This is a genomic window from Burkholderiales bacterium (assembly GCA_015075645.1).
Classification (GTDB): domain Bacteria; phylum Pseudomonadota; class Gammaproteobacteria; order Burkholderiales; family Casimicrobiaceae; genus VBCG01.
In genome coordinates, this window is sequence record JABTUF010000004.1 from 142,718 (window position 1) to 166,110 (window position 23,393).

Below are 23,393 nucleotides of genomic sequence, written 5' to 3' on the forward strand. Positions count from 1 at the left end.
GGGCGGTGCCCTCCGTCGCGTCCCCGCGGCGCGACGATGGCATGATGACGGGCCACGCCGTTCGGAGCCGCTCGTGAAGCTCGCCACCTGGAACGTGAATTCGCTCAATGTGCGGCTGCCGCGCCTCCTCGCCTGGCTCGCCGGGCACGCCCCCGACGTCGTCTGCCTGCAGGAGACCAAGCTCGAGGACGCGCGATTCCCGCATCGCGAACTCGAGGACGCGGGCTACGCGGCGCAGGCGTCCGGCCAGAAGACCTACAACGGCGTCGCGATCCTCACGCGCGGCGAGCGTGTCGTGACCGACGTGTCGGTCGGCCTGCGCGGCTTCGACGACGATCAGAAGCGCCTGATCGCGGCGACCGTCGACGGCGTGCGCGTGGTCTGCGCCTACGTGCCGAACGGGCAGTCGGTCGACTCCGACAAGTACGCCTACAAACTGCGCTGGTGCGAGGCGGCTACCGCGACCTTGCGCGACGAACTCGCGCGCCATCGGGAACTCGCGTTCTGCGGCGACCTCAACATCGCGCCGGAGGAGCGCGACGTGCACGATCCGGCCGCGTGGGAAGGGCAGGTGCTGTTCTCCGCGCCGGAGCGCGAGGTCTTCGCGCGCTGGGTCGCGCTCGGGTTGGAGGACAGCTTCCGGCTGTTCGACCAGCCGCCGAAGACGTTCTCGTGGTGGGACTACCGGATGCTCGCGTTCCCGAAGAACCGGGGCCTGCGCATCGACCACATCCTCGTCTCACGCGCGCTCGCCTCGCGCTGCCGCGCCTGCACGATCGACCGCGGGGAGCGCAAGGGCGAGAAGCCCTCCGACCACGCGCCGGTCATCGCCGAATTCGCGTGAGGCCGCCCGCGTCCGCGGTGTTCGGCGCGCTCGCGGGCGTCGTGCTGTTCTTCCTCGTCCTCGATCCGCGCATCCTCGACCCCGGGTACTGGATCTGGTTGCTGGATGGCGATCCCGCGACGCAGTACCTCGGCTGGCGCTTCTTCCGCTCCGAGGCGTGGCAGTGGCCGCCGGGGGCGCTCAGGAGCTACGGCCTCGAGGTCGGCAGCGCGATTCCCTACCCGGACTCGCTGCCGCTCCTCGCGTTCCCGGCCAAGCTCCTGCGCGGCGTGTTGCCCGATCCGTTCCAGTACTTCGGGTTCTGGATGCTCGCGTGCTTCGCGTTGCAGGGCTTCTTCGGCGGGCTCCTCGCCGCGCTCGCCTCGGAGCGTCCGGTCGAACGCTACGCGATCACGCTCCTGTTCGTCGCGAGCGTGCCGCTGCTCGACCGCGCCATCGGCCACTACGCGCTGATGTCGCACTGGATCGTGCTGTGGGGGCTGTGGCTCGCGCTGCGCCCGCAGCGCGAACTCGCCACCGCGCAGTGGGCGACGCTCGCCTGCCTCGCCGCGCTCGTGCACGCGTACCTGCTCTACCTGGCGCTCGCGCTGTGGGTCGCCGACGTCCTGCGCCGGCGTCACTTCGACCCCCAGCCGCGGCCGGGTTTCGGCGCGGCGTTCCGTCACGTGACGATCGTCGCGATCGCACTCGGCGCGACGATGGCGCTGGCCGGGTACTTCGTGCTCCCCGCGCACGGGATCTCCGGCGGCGGCGCCTACTACGGCAAGTTCGCGACCAACCTGAACGGGTTCTGGAACCCGGGCTGGGGATCGGCGTTCCTCCCTGGCCTGCCGGTGATGAAGGGCGCGGAACTCGAGGGGCACGCCTACCTCGGCCTCGGGGTTCTCGTGCTGCTCGCCGCGGCGGCGGTCGCACTCGTCGCGCCAGGGACGCCGCGCGCGAACCTGAAGCCGTACCTGCCGCTCGTCGCGATCGGCTTCGGGCTCTGGCTCACCGCGCTCTCGCACCAGGTCGCGTGGGGCGATCATGTGGTCCTCGAGATCCCGATTCGCGGGAAGCTCCTCGAACTCTTCGGCACGCTGCGCGCCTCGGGGCGCCTCGCGTGGGTCGCGATCTACGGCCTCACGTTCGCGGCGGCGGCGATCGTCGCGGCGCGCTACGCGCCCCGCGCGGCGACCGCGCTCGTCGTGTCCGCGGTCGCGCTGCAACTCGTCGACCTCGCTCCGCGTTTCACCGCGATGCGCGGCTACCTCGACGAGCGCTACTTCACCGTGCCCGCGGAACGCAAGAGCCCGCTCGCCTCGCCGTTCTGGGCCGAGGCGGCGAAGCACTACCGCACGATCCGGGTGGCGCCGGCCGCGAACATGGCCCGCGGCTGGCCGTGGCTCGCGCTCTACGCCGTCGACCACGGCATGGCGATCAACACCGGGCAGTTCGCGCGCATCTCGGGTCCGAACATCGCGGAGGCGAACCGCAAGCTCGCCGTCGCGCTCGCCGACGGGCCGCTCGATCCGCACACGCTCTACCTCCTCTGGTCGTCCGACGCGCGCTTCGACTGGCGGATCGGCCCCGACGACGGCATCGGCGTGTTCGACGGCTACGTCGTCATCGCTCCGGACTGGTTCGCGGTGCCTCGCGGTCCGATCGCGCCCGACTATCTGGTGCGCGGGCCGCGGCGCGGCGTCGCTCCGTAGAAAGGGGTCAGAGCCGCAATACTCGCGCGATCATTGATGACCTGGCGCCGTCGAGTCGCGCGAGTATCGCGGCTCTGACCCCTTTGTCACCCGCCCTTGCGCAACTCCTCCTCCATCCCGAGTTCGCGGATCTTGCGCGTGAGCGTGTTGCGGCCCCAGCCGAGCCATTGCGCGGCGTCCATGCGGTGCCCGCCGGTGTGCATCAGCGCGCGCCGGATCAGCGTCATCTCGAACTCGCGCTCGAGCCGGTTGCCGGCGGATTTCTCGCCGCGCGCGAGCGCCTGGGCGAGTTCGCGGTCGAGGGCGTGCTGCCAGCTCGCCTCGCCCGGGCGCACGCCCGGCAGCGTCGCGGGCTCGCGCACCTCCGGCGGCAGGTCCGCCGCTTCGATGCGCTGCCCGGGGGCCATCACGGTGAGCCAGTGGCAGATGTTCTCGAGCTGACGCACGTTGCCCGGGAACGCGAAGCCCTGCAGGACCTTGATCGCGTCGTCGGAGAGCACCTTCGGGTCCACGGCGAGTTCACGCGCGCTCTTCTGCATGAAGTGCCGCGCGAGCGGCGGGACGTCCTCCGGACGCTCGCGCAGCGGCGGCAGGCGCAGCCGGACGACGTTCAGCCGGTGCAGCAGGTCCTCGCGGAACAGGCCGCCGCGCACGCGTTCCTCGAGATTCTGGTGCGTCGCCGCGATGACGCGCACGCTCGAGCGCAGCGGCGCGTGGCCGCCGACGCGGTAGTACTCGCCGTCCGAGAGCACGCGCAGCAGGCGCACCTGGAGGTCGGCGGGCATGTCGCCGATCTCGTCGAGGAACAGCGTCCCGCCCTCGGCCTGCTCGAAGCGCCCGCGACGCGCGCTCTGCGCGCCGGTGAACGCGCCGCGCTCGTGGCCGAACAGCTCGCTCTCGAGCAGGTCCTTCGGGATCGCCGCCGTGTTGATCGCGATGAACGGTCCGGCGGCGCGCGGGCTGTGGCGGTGAAGCGCGCGGGCAACGAGTTCCTTCCCGGTGCCCGACTCGCCGGTGATCAGCACGGTCGCGTTCGATTGCGAGAGTCGGCCGATCGCGCGGAACACCTCCTGCATCGCCGGCGCCTGCCCGAGGATCTCCGCGGGTTCGCCGAGCGTGCCCGCGGTCGGCGCCACCGCCGGCGACTGCGACATCGCGCGCCGGATCAGCGCGATCGCGTGATCGACGTCGAAGGGCTTCGGCAGGTACTCGAACGCCCCGCCCTGGAACGCCTGCACCGCGCTCTCGAGATCCGAGTAGGCGGTCATCACGATGACCGGGAGCTGCGGGTGCCGCTCCTTCACCTGGTTCAAGAGCGCGATGCCCGACTCGCCCGGCATCCGGATGTCGGAGACGAGCGCCGCCGGCCTGTCGACGGCGAGCGCCTGCATCACCTCGTAGGCCGAGCCGAAGGTCCGGTGCGGCACGCCCTCGCGCGCCAGGGCCTTCTCGAGCACCCAGCGGATCGATCGGTCGTCGTCGACGATCCACACGCTCCGGCCGGATTCGCCGCTCCGCGGCGTGTCGTCAGCGTCGTGCATCGGCGTCATCCCGGTTCTGGTGCGCGTTGTGCGGAGACTCGAACGGCAGCGCGATGGTGAACACGGTGCGGCCGGGCGCGCTCTCCCAGTCGATCGTGCCGCCGTGCTGCGCGACGAAGGTCTGCGCGATCGTGAGCCCGAGCCCGCTCCCGCCGTCGCGCCCCGACACGAGCGGATAGAACATCCGGTCGCGCAGCGCCTCCGGAATGCCCGGACCGTTGTCCTCGATCCTGATCGCGACCGCGACACGATGCACCCGGCGCGCGACCATCAGGTTGCGCGCGATGCGCGTCGACACGACGATGCGCGGGTCGGGCGTCGTTCCGGCGAGCGCCTGCGCGGCGTTGCGGACCACGTTCAGGACCGCCTGCACGATCTGCTCGGGGTCGACCTCCGCCTCGGGCAGCGACGCGTCGAAGTCGAGCACGACCGGAACCTGCGGGAACTCCGCCTGCACGACGCCCTTCACGCGCAGCAGCACCTCGTGCACGTTCACGCGCCGGTACGCGGGCAGGCGGTGCGGCGTCAGGAGCCGGTTGACGAGCGACTGCAGGCGGTCGGACTCCCCGATGATCACCTGCGTGTATTCGCGCAGGCGCGCATCGTCGAGCTCGCGTTCGAGCAGTTGCGCCGCGCCGCGGATGCCGCCGAGCGGGTTCTTGATCTCGTGCGCGAGGTTGCGGATCAGCTCGCGGTTCGCCTGCTGCTGCTCGTTCAGCCGCTCCTCGCGCGCGATCCTGAGCTGCTGGTCGATGTGCCGGAACTCGAGCAGCGTCGCAACTCCCGCCATGTCGACCGGCGTCACCGTGCAGGCGAGGTGGAGCTTCGCCTTGCCGGCCACGCCGAGTTCGAGCGCCTGCTCGGTGTACGACGCGCCGCTCGCGACCGCCCGGTCGATCGCGGCGGCGAGCGCCGCCCCTCCGACGAACGCCTGCACCGGCACGAGGCCGACGAGCCGCTTCCGCGACAGCTCGAAGAGATTCTCCGCCGCGGGATTCGCCCATTGCACGCGAGCGTCGCCGTCGAGCAGCAGCACGGCCGTCGCCAGCAGATCCAGCCCCGCTAACGGGTCCGGCCTTCGCGGATCGGGCGCCGTGGCGCGAATCACCCGGCCCCCGCCGCCATCGTGCGCGGCGCGCGGCCCCGGCCGGAGGACGGGCAACCCGCGACGTGCTGCGCTTCCGCGCGAACGAAGGCGCGCGTCAGCGCGACCCGATCTCGCGCTTCAGCGCCGCGACATTGCGCTCGTGCAGTTGCACCGCCTGGCGCAGCCGCGCGAGGCGGTCGGCGTAGGCCTGCGCGTTCGCGCGCTCCTCCGGCAGCGGCGGCGGCGCGCCGTCGCCCCAGGCCTTCTTCGCGTCGGCGAGGAGCTTCTCCTCGCTCGCGAGTTCGTCCTGCAGCACCTTGCGGCGGAGGTCGTCGCGCGACTTCTGCGTGCCGGAATCGATCCTCGGGAATCCGGCGGGCGAGGGCACGGCGACCGAGCGCGTGACCGTGGATTTCGGAGGCGCCGCGGGCTCCGATGAGGCTTCGGGCACGTTGAAGAACGCCTGTGCGCCGGTCCTGGTCGCGCACTTCCACGTGTCCGATCCCGCGACGCGCACCGGCTTGTCGGTGCAGCCGGAGTCCTTCGCCGTCTGCGCGAGCGTCGCCGCGGGCGCAAGGCCGCTCGCGCATCCGAGGAAGGCGGCGACGCAGCATGCGAGGACCCGTTCCGGGAGGAAGGTCATGCGTCGCAGTGTATCGGAGCCGGCGATGACGACGATAGGGGCGGACCTCGGGCCCGCCCCCGCCGCCATGCGGACAACGCCCGCGACGCTGGCGCGGTTTACAGCGAGTAGTACATCTCGTATTCGACCGGGTGCGTCGTCATCCGGAAGCGCGTGACCTCCTCCTCCTTGAGCTCGATGAACGCGTCGATCATGTCGTCGGTGAACACGCCGCCCTTGGTGAGGAAGCCGCGATCCCGGTCGAGGTAGTCGAGCGCCATGTCGAGCGAACTGCACACCGTCGGGATCTTCTTGTCCTCCTCGGGCGGCAGGTCGTAGAGGTTCTTGTCGGCGGGGTCGCCGGGATGGATCTTGTTCTGCACGCCGTCGAGGCCCGCCATCAGCATCGCCGCGAACCCGATGTAGGGGTTGCAGGTCGGATCCGGGAAGCGCACCTCGATGCGGCGGCCCTTCGGGTTCGACACGTAGGGGATGCGGATCGACGCCGAGCGGTTGCGCGCCGAGTAGGCGAGCTTCACCGGCGCCTCGAAGCCGGGGACCAGGCGCTTGTACGAGTTCGTGCCCGGATTGGTGATCGCGTTCAGCGCGCGCGCGTGCTTGATGATGCCGCCGATGTAATAGAGCGCGAACTCCGACAGACCCGAGTAGCCGTCGCCCGCGAACAGGTTCTTGCCGCCCTTCCACACCGACTGGTGGCAGTGCATGCCCGAGCCGTTGTCGCCGACGATCGGCTTCGGCATGAACGTCGCCGTCTTGCCGTACGCGGCCGCGGTGTTGTGCACGACGTACTTGAGGATCTGCAGCCAGTCGGCGCGCTGCACCAGCGGCGCGAACCTGGTGCCGATCTCGCACTGGCCCGCGTTCGCCACTTCGTGATGGTGCACCTCGACCGGCACGCCCATCTCCTCGAGCGCGAGGCACATCGCCGAGCGGATGTCCTGCAGCGCGTCGACCGGCGGCACCGGGAAGTAGCCGCCCTTCACGCCCGGGCGGTGGCCCATGTTCCCGCCCTCGAACTTCTCCGCGGACGACCACGCCGCCTCGCTCGAGAACACCTTGCAGTAGCTGCCGGACATGTCGACCGACCACTCGACCGAGTCGAAGATGAAGAACTCGGGCTCGGGACCGAAGTAGGCGACATCGCCGATGCCGGTCGACTTGAGGTAGGCCTCGGCGCGCTTCGCGATCGACCGCGGATCGCGCTCGTACCCCTTGCCGTCGGAGGGTTCGACGACGTCGCAGGTGAGGAGCAGCGTCGTCTCGTCGAGGAACGGGTCGAGGTTCGCGGTGGCCGGATCGGGCATCAACAGCATGTCGGAGGCCTGGATGCCCTTCCAGCCCGCGATCGACGATCCGTCGAACGCGTGTCCGTCCTCGAACTTGCTCATGTCGAACATCTTCGCGGGCACCGACACGTGCTGTTCCTTGCCGCGGGTGTCGGTGAAGCGGAGGTCGACGAACCGGACCTCCTTCTCCTTGATCATCTTGAGGACGTCTGCGCCTGTGGTCATGCCAATCTCCTGGGGGCCGGATAACGGGAAAACGGGGGTTAGTGCAATGCAATATCGCCGCCGGACAGGTTAGCGAGTTCCATGCCATGCGGCAGCACCCGCCAACCCATTGTTTACAAGGACATTAATCCTGGCCGCCCGCACCTGGGGCCGCCGATTGCCCCATGATAGTGCAACGGTGAAATCGCCGCGCATCGTTTTGGACGCGCTCGCGGTACATCACATCGGCGCTTGTATGTTGTCCACTCATCGGGTGACTCCGAGGAGAATGGACAGCGACGGAATCCGGGAGAGGGTCGCCGCAGCGCGCTCGAGGTCACGTCCTCGGCATTGAGATTGGCGCCCTCGACCGGTGCTCAGTGTCCGGACGGTATCCCGGGGCCGGCAACGCCGTTTCCTCGCATGCACAAGCGTGGACTTGAGCACCGGCTCCGAGGCTCCCGACTTCCTCCGTCGCCAGGAGGTCGTATGCACTTCGCCGGAATCGACATCGCATCGGCTACCCACGTTATCGCCATCGTGGATAGCGACTCGGCCGTCGTGCTCAAGGCCACGCCGTTCGCCGAGGATGCGCTCGGCTACGAGAAGTTGCTCGGCCTGCTCGGCGCCTCCAGCGACCTGCTCATCGCCATGGAGGCGACCGGACATTACTGGAAAAACCTGTTCGCCACCTTGGCCGCCGCCGGCTACCGCGTGGCGCTGCTCAACCCGCTGCGCACCCATCGCTTCGCCAGCGAAGAGCTCGCGCGCACCAAGACCGACGCCATCGATGCGCTCGGCCTCGCCCGCTTCGCCGCCCAGAAACGCCCCGCCCCCGCCGGCGGCGGACAGTGGGATCACCGGAAACAGCACTGCCGGGATCAGCGCGCCGAGCGGGCCGCCGGGCCAGGGGATCGGCAAGACCAGCACGAGGAAGCCGACCACGACCGCCGCCATGACGAACAGCCACTGCGAGCCCGAGATGGACACCGGCACGCCGTTGTAGAAGGGGAAGTCACGGACCCGGTCTTCCAGCCGGCCAAGCAGTTGCTCCGGTGCCAGGGCGGGCGAAGTGTTCAAGGTCACGGGGGCGTTCCTTCCGGTTGCCGTTGTGGTCACTTCAGCAGCGCCAGGCAATAGTCGGCAGTGATGGGCACCAGGTACTGGCGGAAGCGCGGGGAGTCTTGTTCGTAGCGCCCTTCGCCCAGGTAGACCGTGTTGGTCAGGCCCAGGCGCGCCATGTCGGCCAGCGAGAAGCCCCAGCCGATCTGTCCGGCATAGCCCGATCGCTTTTCCAGCACATCGCCGACCGCACAGGCGGCGAAGGCGTCGTTGAGTCCCAGGCTGGCGTAGAACGCGGCCTCGTCCTTCTGGGTCACCGCGAACGAGCGCAGGGCCTCCTGGACGAAGGCAGCGCGCGGCCCGGGCGCGACGTCCGCCGGCGGGACGGTGGCCAGTTGATCCGCCACGCTAATTCCCGTGCGCGCGGCCAGCACGTCGAACTGCCGCTCGTTGCCGTGCCAGCCGACGAAGGCATCGGCACGGATCACGCGTGCCCGGCCGGCGGGGAACACGTAGTCGGCGCAGGAGGAGAAGCAGATGACATCGACTTCGACGACCAGGGCCCTGTCCCGCACCCAACGGCCGACATGGCGGCCTTCGACCGTATCGCCCCCGCCGGAGCTGATGACCAACCGCGTGAGCTGGCCGCGGCTGATGCCGGCCACCGCGGCGTCGAAAGCCGCGGAACTGGCCTTCGAGAAATTGCCGGTGTAGTAGATGGTGTCGCCCTGCACGCGGACGGTGGCCGGTTCAGCCCTGGCGCGCTCGATCTCCGGCGGGCGCGGCTTTTGCGCTGGGTCGGCGCCCGCCGTACCCGCCAGGCAAAGCAGACCGGCTGCCAATGCCGCTGCGGCGGGCCAGAGCCTACCCTCTGCCAAGGCGCGCCTCACCAGAGCACCACCCGCTGCTGCGGCTCACGCCACATCGGATCGCCCGGCCGGGTGCCGAAAGCTTCGTGGAAGGCGTCCAGGTGCAGCAGCGGCGCCACGGCGCGCACCGACGCAACGGCGTGCACGTCGATCGACACCAGATAGCGCAGCCGCTCCGACCGCGCCTTGAAAGCCCACATCTGCGTCCAGGCCACGAAGCAACGCTGGTCGGCGTTCAGCCCGTCCACCTCGGGCAACGGGTTCTTCGCCGCATAGCGCCGCAGCGCCGCGTGGGCCAGCGTGATGCCGCCGAGGTCGGCCGTGTTCTCCGTCACGGTCATGGCGCCGTTGTGCATCAGGCCGGGCAGGATCTCGTAGCGGTTGTACTGGTCGATCAGCACGTCGGTGCGCTGCTTGAACCGGCGGTCGGCCTCGTCCGACCACCAGTTGCGCAGGTTGCCCTGCGGGTCGAACTGGCGGCCCAGGCTGTCGAAACCGTGGGTGATCTCATGGCCGATCACTGCACCGATAGCGCAGTAGTTCGCCGCGACATCGGCGCCCGGCTGGTAGAACGGCGGCTGCAGGATCGCCGCCGTGATGTCGATGGTGTTGGTGGTGAAGTTGTAGGCCGAATTGACGGCGATCGGCGTGGTCTTGGTGGCCACCGCGAAGCGGTTGCCGAGCACCGGCTTGCCGATCTGGCTGATTTCGCGCTCGAACGCAAATCGGGCGGCGCGCTGCACGTTGCCGAAGTGGTCGTCGGGGCGGATGTCCAGCGCGCTGAAATCCACCCATTCCTTGGGGTAGCCGACCTGGATGTCCATCCTGCCCAGTTTCTCGAGCGCCGCCTGGCGGGTGGCGTCGTCGAGCCAGTCGTTGCGGCGCAGGCGGCTCGCGAACTCGTCCTTGATGTGAGCGACCATCTCGGTGATCTCGCGCCGGGTGGCGTCGGGGAAGTTGGCCTGCACGTACAGCTGCGACAGCGGGTGGTACAGCTGCGCGCCGATCTGCTGCGTGACCACGCGCTGGCGCCCCGGCGGCTCCTTCAGGCCCTTGCGCAGCCGCGTGAACTCCTCCTCCAACGCCTGGTGCCCCCCGCCGAGCTCCGCCGCGCGCGCGGCCAGCGTGAACCAGCGCAACAGCAGCTTTACGTCTGCGGCCGGCGTCTGCTCGAGCAGCCGCTGCAGCGCCTTCATCGCGTTGGGGTCGGCGACCTGGACGCGCGCCGGCGCCGTGATGCCCAGCGCGGTCAGGAAGGCGCGCAGGTCGATCGCCGGCACCAGCGCCTGTGCCTGCTCGAGCGTCATCATGTTGTAGGTGTTGGCCGGCTCGCGCATCTGCAGCGGTGACATCATGGCCGCCGCCATGCGCGACTCCAGCGCCACGACGCGCGCGGCATCAATGCCCGCTGCGTCGACGGAATCGCCGGCGCCGTTCAGCAGCGCCACGACGTACATGCGGTAGAACTCGCGCAGCTTCTGGTACTCGGGCTTGGCGTACTCGTCCTGCTCGAGCATCTGCGCGCCCGGCGCCAGCACCAGCACATAGGTGCTGCTGTCCTTGGCGTCGGGCATTGCGGCCGCGTTGATCAGCGGCGAGGCGCCATAGCCGTTCTGCACCCGTCCGGCCAGCGTGCCGTAGTCGGTCGGCGTTCCGGTGGCCGCGGCGATGCGCTGCAGATCGGCCTGCAGCGGCTGCAGGCCCACCGTATTGCGCCGCGCGATGTCCATCGCCGCCCTGTAGAAGTCGCCGACCTGCTGGCGCGGGGTGCCCTTCGGTGCACCGGTCGTCGCGGCGGCTTGCTGGATCAGGGTCAGCAGCTGCCGGTCCAACTGCTCGGCCAGCAGCGTGAAGCCTCCCACGTCGGGGGCGCTGGGTGCGATCTCGGTGCGCTCGAGCCACTTGCCTGCGGCGTACCGGTAGAAATCCTGGCGCGGGTCGACCGATCGGTCCATGTTCTGCGGCGAGTAGCCCAGAGAAGGCACGTCGGCGGGAATGGTCCCGGACCAGGCTTGCTGCCCGACGAGGCCCACGAGAAACGCCGCAATTGCCGGCTGGAGTCGCTTCACGAGTTTTCGTTTCCGCTTTCTAAGGAGCCCAGGTTTCCGGCCATGTCGGTCCCTGACTGGGGCAAGGGCCGCAAAACCCGCTACATTAGTCGGCGGCATTCTCGATGGCTATCCGCTTTGCGAACAATATGGCTCACACTACAGAGTCCGCAATGCCATTTGCAGACAAGTCTCCCGCTCCAATGAAATCGCTCTCGGCACCGCCCTGGGCCAATTCCTTCCGCTCCGACAATCTCGACGAGATCAGGGCGTTCATCGGTAACAAGGACGGTTGGCATTCGCGCGTCGCGCGCCGAGATGTGCCGATGGGTTATTCGATGTACGTGTTGAACGGACAACTCACGACCTGCGGTGGCTCCGAGTCGGCCGTTGAGCAGACCGTGCGTGGCTTTGTTCTCGGCCCGATCCTGTATCTGTCGGTGCCGACCGGCAGCACCTATCGCGTAGGGCGACGTGTCTCGCCGCCGGTTGCCGCGAATGCGGTGGTCATGACACCGGCCGGGTGGGAATACACCCGGACCAGCCCGCCCGGCAGCCTGTTTGCCGTCGAAGTCCAGCAGGTTGCATTGACCAGGGAACTGGAGGCGCGGCGACCGCAAGGAGACGCGGGATGGGTGCGACGCCTGGAAATTCTGGAGCTTGCATCGGCGCATCGAGCCGCCCTCGTCGGTGCGGCGCTTGAATTGATGGATGCGACGCGGCCCGGGAGTGATTCACGCAAACTCGCCGTGGCCGAGGGGCGGGTGGTCTCGCTTGTGGCCGACCTTGCGCTGCGGGAATCGGTGATTGATCGTTCTGGCGGCCTGGCCCAGTGCCGCGCCAATGACTTGGAGGGCTGGATCGACGCGCACGTTGATGAACCGATCACGCTGGGGCGGCTATGTGAGGTCGCCGGGGTAGGTGCAAGGTGTCTGCAGAAGACCTTCGAAATCCGTCGTGGCACTTCCCCGATGCGTTTCGTCACTGAACGGCGACTGATGGCGGCCCACCATCGCCTCGATCACGCTACCGCCGATGCGAGTGTGACCAGTGTTGCGCTCGACCTTGGGTTCGCGCATTTGGGACGTTTCGCGCAGATGTATGCTGAAGTCATTGGCGAATCGCCGTCGGATACACTTGCGAGGCGGCGTACAGCTGCCGCCGCAACAGTCGTAAATAGATAACCTCTGCCGATCGGAGCTTCGCGATGTCGCCAGATGCTGGCGGCACCGTCGCGATTCCCCGCTCGCATCGCGACCCGCGTTTGGCCGAGCGAGCTTCGGTGTCCACGACGCGGACGAGCCTTCGGCCTTCCGCCGTTCGCTTTTCGGATAGCCCGTTCCAGGTGCAACCGAATACGATCGCAGGTTTACGCGCCGGCAGGTCCTGCCCCCGAACCCCATTACCTGCCTGCCCGCGCATTTCCTTTTTTTTTTCATCGCCTACGGAACTCGAATGAAGATTGCATCCTGCTGCATGGGCATCCTGCTGCTGTCGGCCACTGGCGCGGCATCTGCCCAGATCATCCTGTACGAAAACGACAACTTCAACGGGCGCAACTATCGCGCTTTCAACAGCGTATCGAACCTCAACGATGGCGGCTTCAACGACAAAGCCTCGTCGGTGCGGATCAACGGTGGCCGGTGGCAACTGTGCGCCGACACGTACTTTCGTGGCAACTGCGTGACCCTTGGTCCTGGCGAATACTCATCACTTCGGGCAATGGGCATGAATGACAAGCTGTCGTCGGTACGGGAACTCGGCTGGACGCCGGACGGCGGCGGTGGCTGGAACAGCAACAACCGCTACGACTCAAACAGTAGCGGCAGCTACAACAGCAACAGCAGCTACGACTTCAATCGGTGGGGCAGCGGCGGCAACTGGGGCTCCGGCTCTCGCGCGGTCCTCTATTCGGGCTATAACCTCTCGGGCGAGACCTTTGTCGTCGGTCCCGGTGGCGTCGCCAATCTCGACCGCGTCGGCTTCAACGACAAGGCCCGCTCGCTGCGGATCGAGTCGGGTTACTGGCTGTTCTGCACCGAAGCGGGCTTCCAGGGCAACTGCCACACCTACGGGCCCGGCGACTATCCGAACCTGCCTTTGGGGCAGGACCACCGCATCTCCTCGGGCCGCCAGGTATCCAACAACTATCCGTATCGCAGCAATCCCAGCTGGAGCAACTGACGCCGCCAGGCCGCCATGGACGGCCGTGCTTCGGGCACGACCGTCGGCGCGAGACGGCGGGCGCGCTGACGCGCGTTCCTGTTGCACTCATGGAGCAGTGGCAATGAGCACGGGCAAGAACGAGGTGTGGGTGATCGCCGCGGTTTGCCTCGGACTGGCAAGCACGCCAGCGTTGGCTGCCGATGGAATCCGCGAGACGGCGGTGCAGTTCGCGAAGGGCGAGAGTGCGGCGACGCTGAAGGACAAGGTCAAGGGTGACGAAAGCGTCGACTATCGCCTCGGCGCAACCGCCGGGCAGACGATGACCGTCACGCTGAAGCCGTCGAATCGCTCGACGTATTTCAACGTGATGGCGCCCGGCGAGGACAGTGCGATCTTCATCGGGTCAACCGAGGGGAACAAGTTCTCGGGCAGGCTGCCGAAGTCCGGCGACTACGTCGTGCGCGTTTACCTGATGCGAAACGCTGCGCGCCGCAACGAAACGTCGAGCTACAGCATCGAGTTCAAGATCGCGGCCGACGTGCCAGGTGCCGCGGCGGCGCCGGCGCCCAAGCCTTAGCCGGGGGTGCGACGGCAACGGCCTTCAATATGCGGGCGCCGAATGGACTCGCCTGCATTCTGCTCGCCGCCGCGGGCACGGCCTTCGGCCAGACGCCGCCTCCTGACATCGCGTCGCTGGTCAGCGGCGCGCGGCTGGGTTCCGGCTACGCGCAGATGATCGGGCTGGCCGCGACGCCCGACGTTTCGGCTGCGTCCTACGAGATCCAGTCGAGCGATCCCAAGCCCAAGCTCGATGTTTTCAGGGCGCCCTACCAGGCGAAGTGGCTCGCGTTGTCGCCCGACGCCGACCTGTATTGGAAGGCGGCCGGCGGCTACATGCGGTACAAGGACGGCTTCCCGACCACGAGCGCGGCCGGCGAGAGCGGCAATGTCGGAAGCCGCTGGACCGGGTACAGCGCCGGCGGCGGAATGCTCGTCAAGCTCCGGCTCGGCAGCGGCTTCACGCTGGAGCCGGCGCTCGATGTCGCGGTCGCCCGCCTCGAAAATTCCGCGGACTATTCGGGGGCCGCCGCCCCGCTGCAGCCGCTGTTCGATGGACTGCTGTTCAACTGGCAGACCAATGCGTGGCTGATCACGCCGTCCATCGGACTCGACTGGTCGCATGTGATCGGCGACGCGAAGCTCGACCTCCGCGGCCACGTCGCACGGTCCTGGATCGGGAGCTTCGGCGAGTCGACGACCTTCCAGTCGTTCAGCGAGGCCGCAAACGCCTACTCGATCCGGGCCGATTTTGCGCAACCAACGTCGTATCGGATCGCCGACCGCGCGCTGCCCTGGGTCGCCTACGGCGGTTATTCCGGCTTCTTCGGCGCCAATCGCGATGCGCTCGGCTTCGACGCCGTCGCCGAGGTAGGCGGCGGCCTTGAAGTGCCGCTTCATGCCGACCGGCCGGACTCCGAGCGCGTGCGCCTTGCCGCCGGGTGCCTCTTCGGTCCCGACGTGCGGGGCTGGACACCCGGCCTGAGCCTCCAATACTGACCTGGCGTCGGTGCCCGTGGCCGTCCGGCCCCGGACAGCGCCGCCGGTCCGGACTGCCAACCATCGACCATAAGGACAGGGAAGAAGCATGAACGGAATCTCTCGCAGCATCGCCCGCGCCGCGGGTCTCGGTCTCGTCGCTGGCGGCGTCGGGCTTGCGGTCGCGCAGTCGCCGGCGGGCGGCAGTGCCGATCCGGTGGCGCCGTCGATCAACAACAACTTCGGCTATCCGATCGGGTTCTCGGTCGAGAAGATGGACCCGAAGGCGGACCCCCGCCGCGACTTCCGCCGCTATGCCGCAGGTCGCTGGACGGATGCCGCGGTGATTCCGGCTGACAGCCTGCGCGTCTCTGGCATCGACGTGCTGAAGAAGCAGGTCGAGGTCCAGATCGGTACGCTGCTCGACGAGGCGGCGCGCGCGAGTGCCACGGCCGCCCGTGGCAGCCCGACGCAGCAGGTTGGCGACTTCTACGCCTCCGGCATGAACGAAAAGCGACTGGCCGAACTCGGCGTCGCGCCGATCAAGCCCGATCTCGCTCGCATCGCCGCGATCGACGGCCGCAAGTCATTGGCCGAAGCGCTCGCCCGGCTGGCCGTCGCCACCAACGACCCTGTCCTGATCGGCGCCATCGTCGGCACCGACACCGTCGACCGCCGGCGCTACACGATTTACGTCGGCGACAGCGACCTGCCGCTGGGCACCGACAACTACCTGAAGCCTGAGTTCGAGAAGATCCGCGAGGGCTACCTTCGCCAGGTGGCCGACTATCTGGTCATTGCCGGCAGCACATCGGCAGACGCGAGGTCCGCTGCACAACGGATCCTCGCGATCGAGACGCGCATCGCGGCGAAGAAGCTGACACCGGTGGAGCAAAGGGATCCGGCGAAGCGCTTCCAGAAGATGCGCTACGACGACCTGAAGGCGATGGTCGGCAATGTCGATCTCGACGCCTATTTCGGCGCCCTCGGCCTGCCGACCGGCGGTGAGGTCATCGTCGTGGAGGCGGCGGCGCTGCGCGAGCGCAACGCGCTGCTCGCCGAATTGCCGCTGGCCGACACCAAGGTCTACCTCGACTGGGAACTGGTGCGGCGCGCGGCGCCCTACCTGACGCCAGCATTCCTGGTGCCGGGCAAGGCGTTTGCCGAAGTGCTCTACGGCAAGTTCGAGCTGCCGCCGCGCGACCGCCTGGTCGCGCAACAGATTTCGGGCAAGCTCGGACATCCGCTCGGGCAGCTGTACGTGGCGCGGTATCTCTCGCCGGACGCCATCGCGGCGGCGGAGGACCTGGTGGCGCGCATCAAGTCGGAGTTCCGCGGACGGGTGGAGAAGAGCCGCTGGGTGGCGCACGCCACGCGCCGCGAGGCACTCGCCAAGTTCGACACGATGAAGGTCGGCGTCGGACGCCCTGCGCAGTGGATCGACTACGCGGCCGTCGAAATCCGTCGTGACGACTACTTCGGCAACGTCGCCCGGATCAACGAATTCCGGGTGCGCCGGGAACTCGCCCGGTTCGGCAAGCCGGTGCAGCAAGACGGCTTCGCGGTACCGAACGCGACGCAGCCGACCGACATCAACGCCGCCTACCAGTCCGACAAGAACAGCATCGAGATCCCGGCGGCGTTCCTGCAGCCGCCGTTCTACGATCCCAAGGCCGACCCGGCGCTCAATTTCTGTTCGCTGGGCGCGGTCATCGGGCACGAGTTCACGCATGGCTTCGATTCGTCGGGTCGCCTCTACGATTCGCAAGGCAACGTCCGCGACTGGTGGACGGCGGCCGATGCGAAGCACTTCGAGCAGGAGACGCAGAAGCTCGTGCGGCAAGCCTCGGCGGTCGAGATCCTCCCCGGCCTCCACATCAACGGTCAGTTGTCGGTCGGCGAAAACCTGGCTGACGTGGGCGGAGTTTCGCTCGGCGCCGCCGCACTGAAGCGCTACCTGCACGACCACCCGCAGCAGAACCGGAAGATCGATGGCCTGACCCAGACGCAGCGCTGCTACCTGGCGTGGGCGCAGGTGTGGGCCGACAAGGCGAACGAGGGCTGGCTGCGGCAGGTCCTGCCGGTCGATGGTCATCCTCCGGGCGTCTACCGGATGCTCGCGCCGGCGCAGCACGAGCGAAGCTTCTACGAGGCGTTCGGCATCCGCGCCGGCGACCCGGCCTGGCTCGAACCGAAGAATCGGGTCGCGCTCTGGTGACCGACGCCGCTGCCGCCATGAAGCGTCATAGCCGATCAGCGAGGAAGCCGTGACCCACCGCATTGTCGCTGCGTCGCTGCTGTTGCTGGCAGTCAACGCCGCGCTGCCGAGCCACGCCGCCGGCATCTCCGCCATCCGCAGCGAGACCGTCCGATTCGCCAAGGGTGCGACGACGGCGCAGATCCGCGGCTCGATCAAGGGCGATGCAAGCGTCGATTACAGGATCGACGCGCGCGCGGGCCAGATGCTGACGGTGGCGATGAAGACTTCGAACGAATCGGCCTATTTCAACATCAACCCGCCGGGCTCGCAGATGTCGATGTTCGTCGGCAGCACGACGGGCACCGATGCGACCGTCATGTTGCCCACCGACGGCACCTACGTCTTGCGCGTCTACCTGATGCGCAACGCCTCCCGGCGCAACGAGATGGCCAGCTACACGCTGACGGTCGGTGTCACCGGCCGCGCGCTGCCGCCGCTGCCCGCGGCGCAGGACGCTCTGATTCCCGGCACAAAATTCCATGCGTCCGGCGAGGTGCGGTGCCTGCCGCCGTTCGAGACGAAAGCGCAGCGATGCGACGCCTTCGTCATCCGGCGGGGCGTCGACGGCACGGCAACGGTCGAGGTCCGGGGTCCGAACGCGCTGCGGCGGCGCATCCTGTTCGTCGCTGGCGTGCCGGTCGCCTCGGATGCAACCGAGCCGTTGACGCATGCGCGCGAGGGTGATCGCACCGTGGTCAAGCTGGGCACGGACGAGCGCTACGAAATACCGGATCCACTGGTCCAGGGCGGGTGACGCCGACGGAAAGCCATGCGCCGCGGGCGGCGCGGCGAGAAGGAGACGCAATGCGAAACCGGATCGCTGGCGCGTTGATGGTCGTGGGGCTGTGCGCGCTGCCACTATCGGCGGCGGCGGAACCCGCCTGGGTCGCCGCCAGCAACGCCAACACCGAGCTCGTGCTCGAGGTCGAGGGCCGATTCGATCCGGAGCAAATGTCCGCCTTCGGCATGAGCCAGTTCGACGGGCTGGTCGCCGATGTCGCCCCGGGGCGCAATGAGCGCCTGGTGGTCGCGCTCGAATCGCTGCAGGGTACGTTGAAGCAACGGCTCGCCGTCACGACCGACGGGAATGTTCGCCAAGACCTCGAAATCCTGCTTGCGTCGGTCGCGCGCGACATCACCGGCGCCCGCCTCGCGACCAAGTACTACCGGACCTGTGTCGACGTACCAAAGGCGGTCTTTTCCGGTGTGCAGGGCTTGCTGAACGACCAGGTGGCACCGGAGCGACGGGGCAAGGTGGTCGAACTGCTGCAGCGCCACGCCGGCCAGTATCCGAACACCTGGCCTACGACCGAGCTCAGGCGGGAGAGCTTCCGGCAATCCGGCGGCAACGGCCGGCAGGGACCGTTCCGCACCGGTGTCGACGAATCGCTCGCCAATGCGCCGATCTATCTGCAGGGTATCCGCGCCGCCGGCCTGCCCGACAGCGCTACCGAGGAGCTGCGCGAACTGGTGCGCTTGCGCGCGCGACTCACCCAGGACTTCGGCGATCGCGTGCGCCAACTGCACCGCCTGGTCGACCTCGGCTTCCCCGAGTTCACCCGCTACGTCAAAGGCCTCGACAGCGAGCTCGCCAGCGCCATCCTGCATGATTACCCCACCGCGCAGGCGTTCCGCGGCGTCTCGGTCAAACGCCTGGCCGCATTGCGCTACGACGGCCGCCATCTCGTCGGCCTCGACCTCGCCCGCACCCTCATCGACGCCGCCCGCCGCTCGGTCGGCCAGCACCACAGCGCCGCCTACCGCGTCCAAGTCCGCTACGCCTGCCAGGACCTCGACCTGTTGCGCCGCCGCCTGCGCGAGCTCGACCACGACATCGACGGCAAGCTGCGCGAGCACGACGTCGGCCGCCTGCTCACCACCATCGACGGCATCGGACCGCACACCGCCGCCTGCGTCATCGCGCACGCCGGCGACCCCGCCCGCTTTCGCAGCGCCGCCGCCTTCGCCGCCTACGTCGGTGTCGTTCCCGGACTCAAACACTCCGGCAAGCACACCCCGGCGCGCGCCGCACTGACCCCGCTCGGCAACGCGCAACTGCGCGCCGCCTTGTGGATGCCCACCCTCACCGCCGTGCGCCGCAATCCGTGGCTGCGCGCCCATTACGAGCAACTGCGCGCCCGCGGCAAGCTGCCCAAGGTCGCCTTGGTCGCCTGCCTGCACAAATTGCTGCTGGCCATCTACAGCGTGGCAAAACACCGCCGCCCGTTCGTGCCCAACCTGACCGCCCCCGACACGCGATGAGAAAAACACTTGACGGAGATCACGGTATCTCAATGCGCCGCCACAGGAGACGCCGGCGCTACTGTCAACTGACAACCGACAACTGACTCCTGTCATCGCACCATAATGGTGCGATGACAGGATTCACGGATAGAACAGGTACAGTCGGTAGCCCGCCTGCGTCGTCGCGCTCGCGTCGATGAAGAGCTTGATCGGGATTTCACCTTGCGGGGCGATGCCGCGGGCGACATCGGCCGTCCCGCCGGCGAACTCGCCGGGCGCGAAGGCGCGGCGCACGACCGGCTGATCCTGGGCGTCGGTGAGCGTGAGTTCGAGGTACGGGAAGGCGATCGCGTGGTTCGCGCGATTGCGCACCGTCGCCGCGAGGATCAGGAGTCCGCGGTGCGCGGCGTCCGCCTGCAGGTCGGAGGACTCGATCGACAGCGCGGCGACGTCGCGCAACGGTCGGATCGTGCACCCGGCGTACGCGCACGCCCGCACGAGCGCCGGGCGCAGCGCCGGAGCGTGCGCGGCGATCGCATCGCGGAAATGCCACAGCGCCTGCCCCGCGAGCAGGACCGCGAGGAGCACGGCTCCGGTCGCGACGAGCGGCGTGCGTCGCCGCTCGCGCGGCTTGTCCCACGCGAAGCGGTTCTCCCAATCGTCGTCCGCGCGCGCCGCGCCGGGCGTGATCGTCGGCTGCGGCGACGACTGCTGCGTCGTGGCGGCATGCGTCGCCGTCGCAGGTGCGGCGGTGTCGTCGGCGGCGCGCAACGCGTGCGCCGGGCGCAGCGTCACCGTGGGCGGGCCCGGGTCGGCCTCGACGTCGCGCGCCTCGTGCGCCTGCGGCGCGAGCGAGACGCGTTCCGCGGTGCCGTCGAACACGGTCCGACAATGCCCGCAACGCACCTGCCCGCCCTTCAGCGCGAGCTGCTGCGCCGTGACGCGGAAGATCGTCCGGCACCCGGGACAGCGCGTGTACTGTTCGTCCATTCAGGTCGCGCGGCGTTCGCCTGCGAGCAGCACCCAACCGTCGAGTCGCCGCGCGTGCGCGAGTGTAAACCACGGCTCGTAGGCCGCGGCGACCGCGCCGCCCTGCGGTTCGAGGATGCCCGAGAGCGCGATCCTCCCGCCGGGTCGAACCCGCGCCGACAGCGCAGGCGCGAGCAGGATCAGCGGGTTCGCGAGGATGTTCGCCACCACGACGTCCGCGGGCTCGGTGCGCAGGCGCGAAGGCTCGACGAACCGCGCCTCGACACCGTTCGATGTCGCGTTCGCGCGGCTCGCCGACAGCGCCTGGGCATCCACGTCGGTGCCCGAGACGTCGGCGGCGCCGAACTTCGCCGCCGCGATCGCGAGGATGCCCGAGCCGCAACCGTAGTCGATCACGCGCTCGCCGCCGCGGATCGTCTCGCGCAGCCATTCGAGGCACAGGCGCGTCGTCGGATGCGAGCCGGTGCCGAACGCGACGCCCGGATCGAGCCGCAGCACGATCGCCGCGTCGCGCGGCGCTTCGCACCAGGTCGGCACGACGAAGCATCCCGCGCCGAGATCGATCGGGCCGAACTGCGCCTGCGTGGCGCGCACCCAGTCCTCGTCGGCGATCGCGCGCGTGCCGTGGCGCGGCGCCGGCACGCCGATGACCTGCGCGGCCGCGGCGAACGCCTGCGCGGCGTCGACGCCGTCGGCGAAGAGCGCCTCGATGCGCGACACCGCCCAGTAGCCGGCGTCCGGTTCCCCGGGCTCGGCGTAGCGCGCGGCCTCGCGCTCCGTGCCCGCGTGCGGATCGGACACCTCCACCGACAGCGCGCCCGCCTCGAGCAGCGCGTCGCACCAGCGCTCGGCGTCGGTGGCGTCGGATTCGAATCGCAGCGCGAGATACGGCATCGGGACCAAGACCGGAATCCGGCCCTACTTCCCCCCCGTCCGCTTCGCGATCTTCTCTTCGAGGTAGTGGATCGAGGTGCCGCCGCGCAGGAACTTCTCGTCGATCAGGAGTTCCTGGTGCAGCGGAATGTTCGTGCGGATGCCCTCGACCGCCATCTCGGAGAGCGCGATCCTCATGCGCGCGATCGCCTGGTCGCGGGAGTCGCCGTACGCGATCACCTTGCCGACCATCGAGTCGTAGTACGGCGGCACCACGTAGTTCGCGTAGACGTGCGAGTCGACGCGGATGCCGGGGCCGCCGGGCGCGTGGTAGTTCGTGATGCGGCCGGGCGAGGGCACGAACGTGTACGGATCCTCGGCGTTGATCCGGCATTCGATCGCGTGGCCCTTGCGCACGATGTCGCGCTGGCGGAACGCGAGCTTCTGGCCGGCCGCGATGCGGATCTGCTGCTGCACGATGTCGATGCCCGTGGTCGCCTCGGTCACCGGGTGCTCGACCTGCACCCGCGTGTTCATCTCGATGAAGAAGAACTCGTCGTCCTGGAACAGGAACTCGAACGTGCCCGCGCCGCGGTAACCGATCTTGCGGCAGGCGTCGGCGCAGCGGTCGCCGATGCGCGTGACGAGCCGCGGGGCGATGCCGGGCGCCGGCGCCTCCTCGATGATCTTCTGGTGGCGGCGCTGCATCGAGCAGTCGCGCTCGCCCAGCCAGACCGCGTTCTTGTGCTCGTCGGCGAGCACCTGGATCTCGATGTGCCGCGGCGTCGTCAGGAACTTCTCCATGTACACGGTCGGATTGCCGAACGCCGCCTGCGCTTCCGAGCGCGTGAGCGACACCGCGGAGTTGAGCGCGGCCTCGGTGTGCACGACGCGCATGCCGCGCCCGCCGCCGCCGCCCGCCGCCTTGACGATCACCGGATAGCCGATCGCGCGCGCGATCCTCACGATCTCCTTCGGGTCCTCGGGCAGCGCGCCCTCCGAGCCCGGCACGCAGGGCACGCCGGCCTTGGTCATCGCGGCCTTGGCGCTCACCTTGTCGCCCATCAGGCGGATCGTGTCGGCGCGCGGGCCGATGAACACGAAGCCCGAGCGCTCGACCTTCTCGGCGAAATCCGCGTTCTCGGAGAGGAACCCGTACCCGGGATGGATCGCCTGCGCGTCGGTGACCTCGGCCGCCGCGATGATCGCCGGGATGTTGAGGTAGCTCTGCGCCGACGGCGGCGGGCCGATGCACACCGACTCGTCGGCGAGCCGCACGTACTTCGCGTCGCGATCGGCCTCCGAGTGCACCACCACGGTCTTGATGCCGAGTTCGCGGCACGCGCGCTGCACGCGCAGCGCGATCTCGCCGCGGTTGGCGATCAGGATCTTGTCGAAGAGCTTGTCGGACTTGGGAGGAGGCACGGCGTGCGTTCGTCAGGCGGACCAGCCCGCGGCGGCGCGGGACGGCTCCGGAAGGACCCGGGCAGGGGTCCGGTGGTGCCGGGAACGCGCCACGACCCCGGAGTCGTGCCCGTTCAGGCGATCACGAACAGCGGCTGGCCGAACTCGACCGGCTGCCCGTTCTCGACGAGGATCGCCTTCACGACGCCCGCCTTGTCGGATTCGATCTCGTTCATGAGCTTCATCGCCTCGATGATGCAGAGCGCATCCCCCTCCTTCACCGTGTCACCGACCTCGACGAACGGCTTCGCGCCGGGCGAGCCGGAGCGGTAGAACGTTCCGACCATCGGGCTCTTCACCAGGTGGCCGTCGGGAGCGAGCGAGGCCGGTGCTTCGGCGTTCGGGACCGTTCCTGCCGGCGCAGCAGCGCTGCGCTCGACGGCCGGAGCCGGTGCTGCCGGCGCGGCATGGACGGCCGGCGCCGACGGTCGGGACCGCGTGATTCGCACGCGCTCCTCGCCTTCCTGAATCTCGAGTTCCGCGATACCCGAGGTCTCGACCAGGTCGATCAGCGTCTTGAGCTTGCGCAGGTCCATGGCGTCACCCCAGCGATCCGAACGCCAACGGGTCGGGCGCGGATCC

The 23,393-nt window shown here is 68.8% G+C and carries 20 protein-coding genes; 10 read left to right on the plus strand and 10 right to left on the minus strand.

Annotated elements, in window-relative coordinates; translation table 11 throughout:
- Positions 1–73 precede the first annotated feature (73 nt).
- Both xth and HS109_11030 read left to right on the plus strand, forming a co-directional pair.
- On the plus strand, positions 74–844 hold the full coding sequence (gene xth / locus HS109_11025; protein ID MBE7522901.1) for an exodeoxyribonuclease III: 771 nt from the start codon (positions 74–76) through the stop codon (positions 842–844).
- Positions 841–2,538, plus strand: a complete 1,698-nt coding sequence (locus HS109_11030) for a hypothetical protein (GenBank protein MBE7522902.1) — start codon at positions 841–843, stop codon at positions 2,536–2,538. The genes xth and HS109_11030 overlap by 4 nt, the downstream gene beginning before the upstream one ends.
- Positions 2,539–2,624: 86 nt before the next feature.
- On the opposite strand, the gene ntrC is transcribed toward HS109_11030, so the two are convergent.
- The 4 genes from ntrC to glnA all read right to left on the minus strand — a co-directional run bounded on the left by ntrC (position 2,625) and on the right by glnA (position 7,320).
- Positions 2,625–4,079, minus strand: coding sequence for a nitrogen regulation protein NR(I) (ntrC, locus tag HS109_11035; protein MBE7522903.1), 1,455 nt, complete (start codon positions 4,077–4,079; stop codon positions 2,625–2,627).
- The gene (locus HS109_11040) at positions 4,066–5,184 is read right to left on the minus strand and encodes a PAS domain-containing protein (protein ID MBE7522904.1); all 1,119 of its coding nucleotides are present in this window, start codon (positions 5,182–5,184) and stop codon (positions 4,066–4,068) included. Before HS109_11040 ends, ntrC begins: the two co-directional genes overlap by 14 nt.
- Before the next feature lie 97 nt (positions 5,185–5,281).
- Positions 5,282–5,809 (minus strand): DUF4124 domain-containing protein, encoded by a 528-nt coding sequence (locus tag HS109_11045; protein ID MBE7522905.1) that lies wholly within the window; start codon positions 5,807–5,809, stop codon positions 5,282–5,284.
- Between the two features lie 98 nt (positions 5,810–5,907).
- Positions 5,908–7,320, minus strand: coding sequence for a type I glutamate--ammonia ligase (gene glnA, locus HS109_11050; GenBank protein MBE7522906.1), 1,413 nt, complete (start codon positions 7,318–7,320; stop codon positions 5,908–5,910).
- Positions 7,321–7,788: 468 nt separating this feature from the next.
- On the opposite strand from glnA, the gene HS109_11055 reads away from it, so the two are divergent.
- Entirely contained in the window at positions 7,789–8,439 is a 651-nt protein-coding gene (locus HS109_11055) for a transposase (protein ID MBE7522907.1), read from the plus strand.
- On the opposite strand, the gene HS109_11060 is transcribed toward HS109_11055, so the two are convergent.
- Positions 8,415–9,203, minus strand: coding sequence for a hypothetical protein (locus HS109_11060; protein ID MBE7522908.1), 789 nt, complete (start codon positions 9,201–9,203; stop codon positions 8,415–8,417). The two genes, HS109_11055 and HS109_11060, sit on opposite strands and share 25 nt — an antisense overlap.
- A gap of 44 nt (positions 9,204–9,247) precedes the next feature.
- Positions 9,248–11,299, minus strand: coding sequence for a M13 family metallopeptidase (locus HS109_11065; protein MBE7522909.1), 2,052 nt, complete (start codon positions 11,297–11,299; stop codon positions 9,248–9,250).
- Between the two features lie 182 nt (positions 11,300–11,481).
- Here HS109_11065 and HS109_11070 point away from each other — a divergent pair, with 182 nt between their 5' ends.
- The 7 genes from HS109_11070 (at position 11,482) to HS109_11100 (ending at position 19,502) form a co-directional block, all read left to right on the plus strand.
- Positions 11,482–12,462, plus strand: coding sequence for an AraC family transcriptional regulator (locus tag HS109_11070; GenBank protein MBE7522910.1), 981 nt, complete (start codon positions 11,482–11,484; stop codon positions 12,460–12,462).
- A gap of 292 nt (positions 12,463–12,754) precedes the next feature.
- A complete protein-coding gene (locus HS109_11075) occupies positions 12,755–13,462 on the plus strand; it encodes a beta/gamma crystallin family protein (GenBank protein MBE7522911.1) in 708 nt (235 codons plus the stop codon).
- Positions 13,463–13,565: 103 nt separating this feature from the next.
- Complete coding sequence (locus HS109_11080; protein MBE7522912.1) at positions 13,566–14,021, plus strand: hypothetical protein; 456 nt, start codon at positions 13,566–13,568, stop codon at positions 14,019–14,021.
- Between the two features lie 272 nt (positions 14,022–14,293).
- Positions 14,294–15,001, plus strand: coding sequence for a hypothetical protein (locus HS109_11085; GenBank protein MBE7522913.1), 708 nt, complete (start codon positions 14,294–14,296; stop codon positions 14,999–15,001).
- Between the two features lie 88 nt (positions 15,002–15,089).
- Entirely contained in the window at positions 15,090–17,198 is a 2,109-nt protein-coding gene (locus HS109_11090) for a M13 family metallopeptidase (GenBank protein MBE7522914.1), read from the plus strand.
- A 49-nt stretch (positions 17,199–17,247) separates the two neighbouring features.
- Entirely contained in the window at positions 17,248–17,994 is a 747-nt protein-coding gene (locus HS109_11095) for a hypothetical protein (GenBank protein MBE7522915.1), read from the plus strand.
- Positions 17,995–18,044: 50 nt separating this feature from the next.
- A complete protein-coding gene (locus tag HS109_11100; protein MBE7522916.1) occupies positions 18,045–19,502 on the plus strand; it encodes a transposase in 1,458 nt (485 codons plus the stop codon).
- Positions 19,503–19,625: 123 nt separating this feature from the next.
- On the opposite strand, the gene HS109_11105 is transcribed toward HS109_11100, so the two are convergent.
- From HS109_11105 to HS109_11120, 4 genes are all read right to left on the minus strand, one after another.
- Complete coding sequence (locus HS109_11105; protein ID MBE7522917.1) at positions 19,626–20,474, minus strand: DUF3426 domain-containing protein; 849 nt, start codon at positions 20,472–20,474, stop codon at positions 19,626–19,628.
- Positions 20,475–21,368, minus strand: coding sequence for a 50S ribosomal protein L11 methyltransferase (gene prmA, locus HS109_11110; protein ID MBE7522918.1), 894 nt, complete (start codon positions 21,366–21,368; stop codon positions 20,475–20,477).
- 24 nt (positions 21,369–21,392) lie between these two features.
- Positions 21,393–22,772, minus strand: coding sequence for an acetyl-CoA carboxylase biotin carboxylase subunit (gene accC / locus HS109_11115; GenBank protein MBE7522919.1), 1,380 nt, complete (start codon positions 22,770–22,772; stop codon positions 21,393–21,395).
- 113 nt (positions 22,773–22,885) lie between these two features.
- Positions 22,886–23,347 (minus strand): acetyl-CoA carboxylase biotin carboxyl carrier protein, encoded by a 462-nt coding sequence (locus HS109_11120; protein MBE7522920.1) that lies wholly within the window; start codon positions 23,345–23,347, stop codon positions 22,886–22,888.
- Positions 23,348–23,393 lie beyond the last annotated feature (46 nt).

What these genes read in the sequence shown, in the direction of transcription:
- ntrC (MBE7522903.1), bottom strand. Translation starts at nt 4,079, where the DNA reads ATGCACGACGCTGACGACACGCCGCGGAGCGGCGAATCCGGCCGGAGC.
- HS109_11100 (MBE7522916.1), top strand. Translation starts at nt 18,045, where the DNA reads ATGCGAAACCGGATCGCTGGCGCGTTGATGGTCGTGGGGCTGTGCGCG.
- HS109_11105 (MBE7522917.1), bottom strand. Translation starts at nt 20,474, where the DNA reads ATGGACGAACAGTACACGCGCTGTCCCGGGTGCCGGACGATCTTCCGC.
- HS109_11090 (MBE7522914.1), top strand. Translation starts at nt 15,090, where the DNA reads ATGAACGGAATCTCTCGCAGCATCGCCCGCGCCGCGGGTCTCGGTCTC.
- HS109_11055 (MBE7522907.1), top strand. Translation starts at nt 7,789, where the DNA reads ATGCACTTCGCCGGAATCGACATCGCATCGGCTACCCACGTTATCGCC.
- HS109_11080 (MBE7522912.1), top strand. Translation starts at nt 13,566, where the DNA reads ATGAGCACGGGCAAGAACGAGGTGTGGGTGATCGCCGCGGTTTGCCTC.
- HS109_11045 (MBE7522905.1), bottom strand. Translation starts at nt 5,809, where the DNA reads ATGACCTTCCTCCCGGAACGGGTCCTCGCATGCTGCGTCGCCGCCTTC.
- glnA (MBE7522906.1), bottom strand. Translation starts at nt 7,320, where the DNA reads ATGACCACAGGCGCAGACGTCCTCAAGATGATCAAGGAGAAGGAGGTC.
- HS109_11075 (MBE7522911.1), top strand. Translation starts at nt 12,755, where the DNA reads ATGGGCATCCTGCTGCTGTCGGCCACTGGCGCGGCATCTGCCCAGATC.
- prmA (MBE7522918.1), bottom strand. Translation starts at nt 21,368, where the DNA reads ATGCCGTATCTCGCGCTGCGATTCGAATCCGACGCCACCGACGCCGAG.
- HS109_11070 (MBE7522910.1), top strand. Translation starts at nt 11,482, where the DNA reads ATGAAATCGCTCTCGGCACCGCCCTGGGCCAATTCCTTCCGCTCCGAC.
- HS109_11120 (MBE7522920.1), bottom strand. Translation starts at nt 23,347, where the DNA reads ATGGACCTGCGCAAGCTCAAGACGCTGATCGACCTGGTCGAGACCTCG.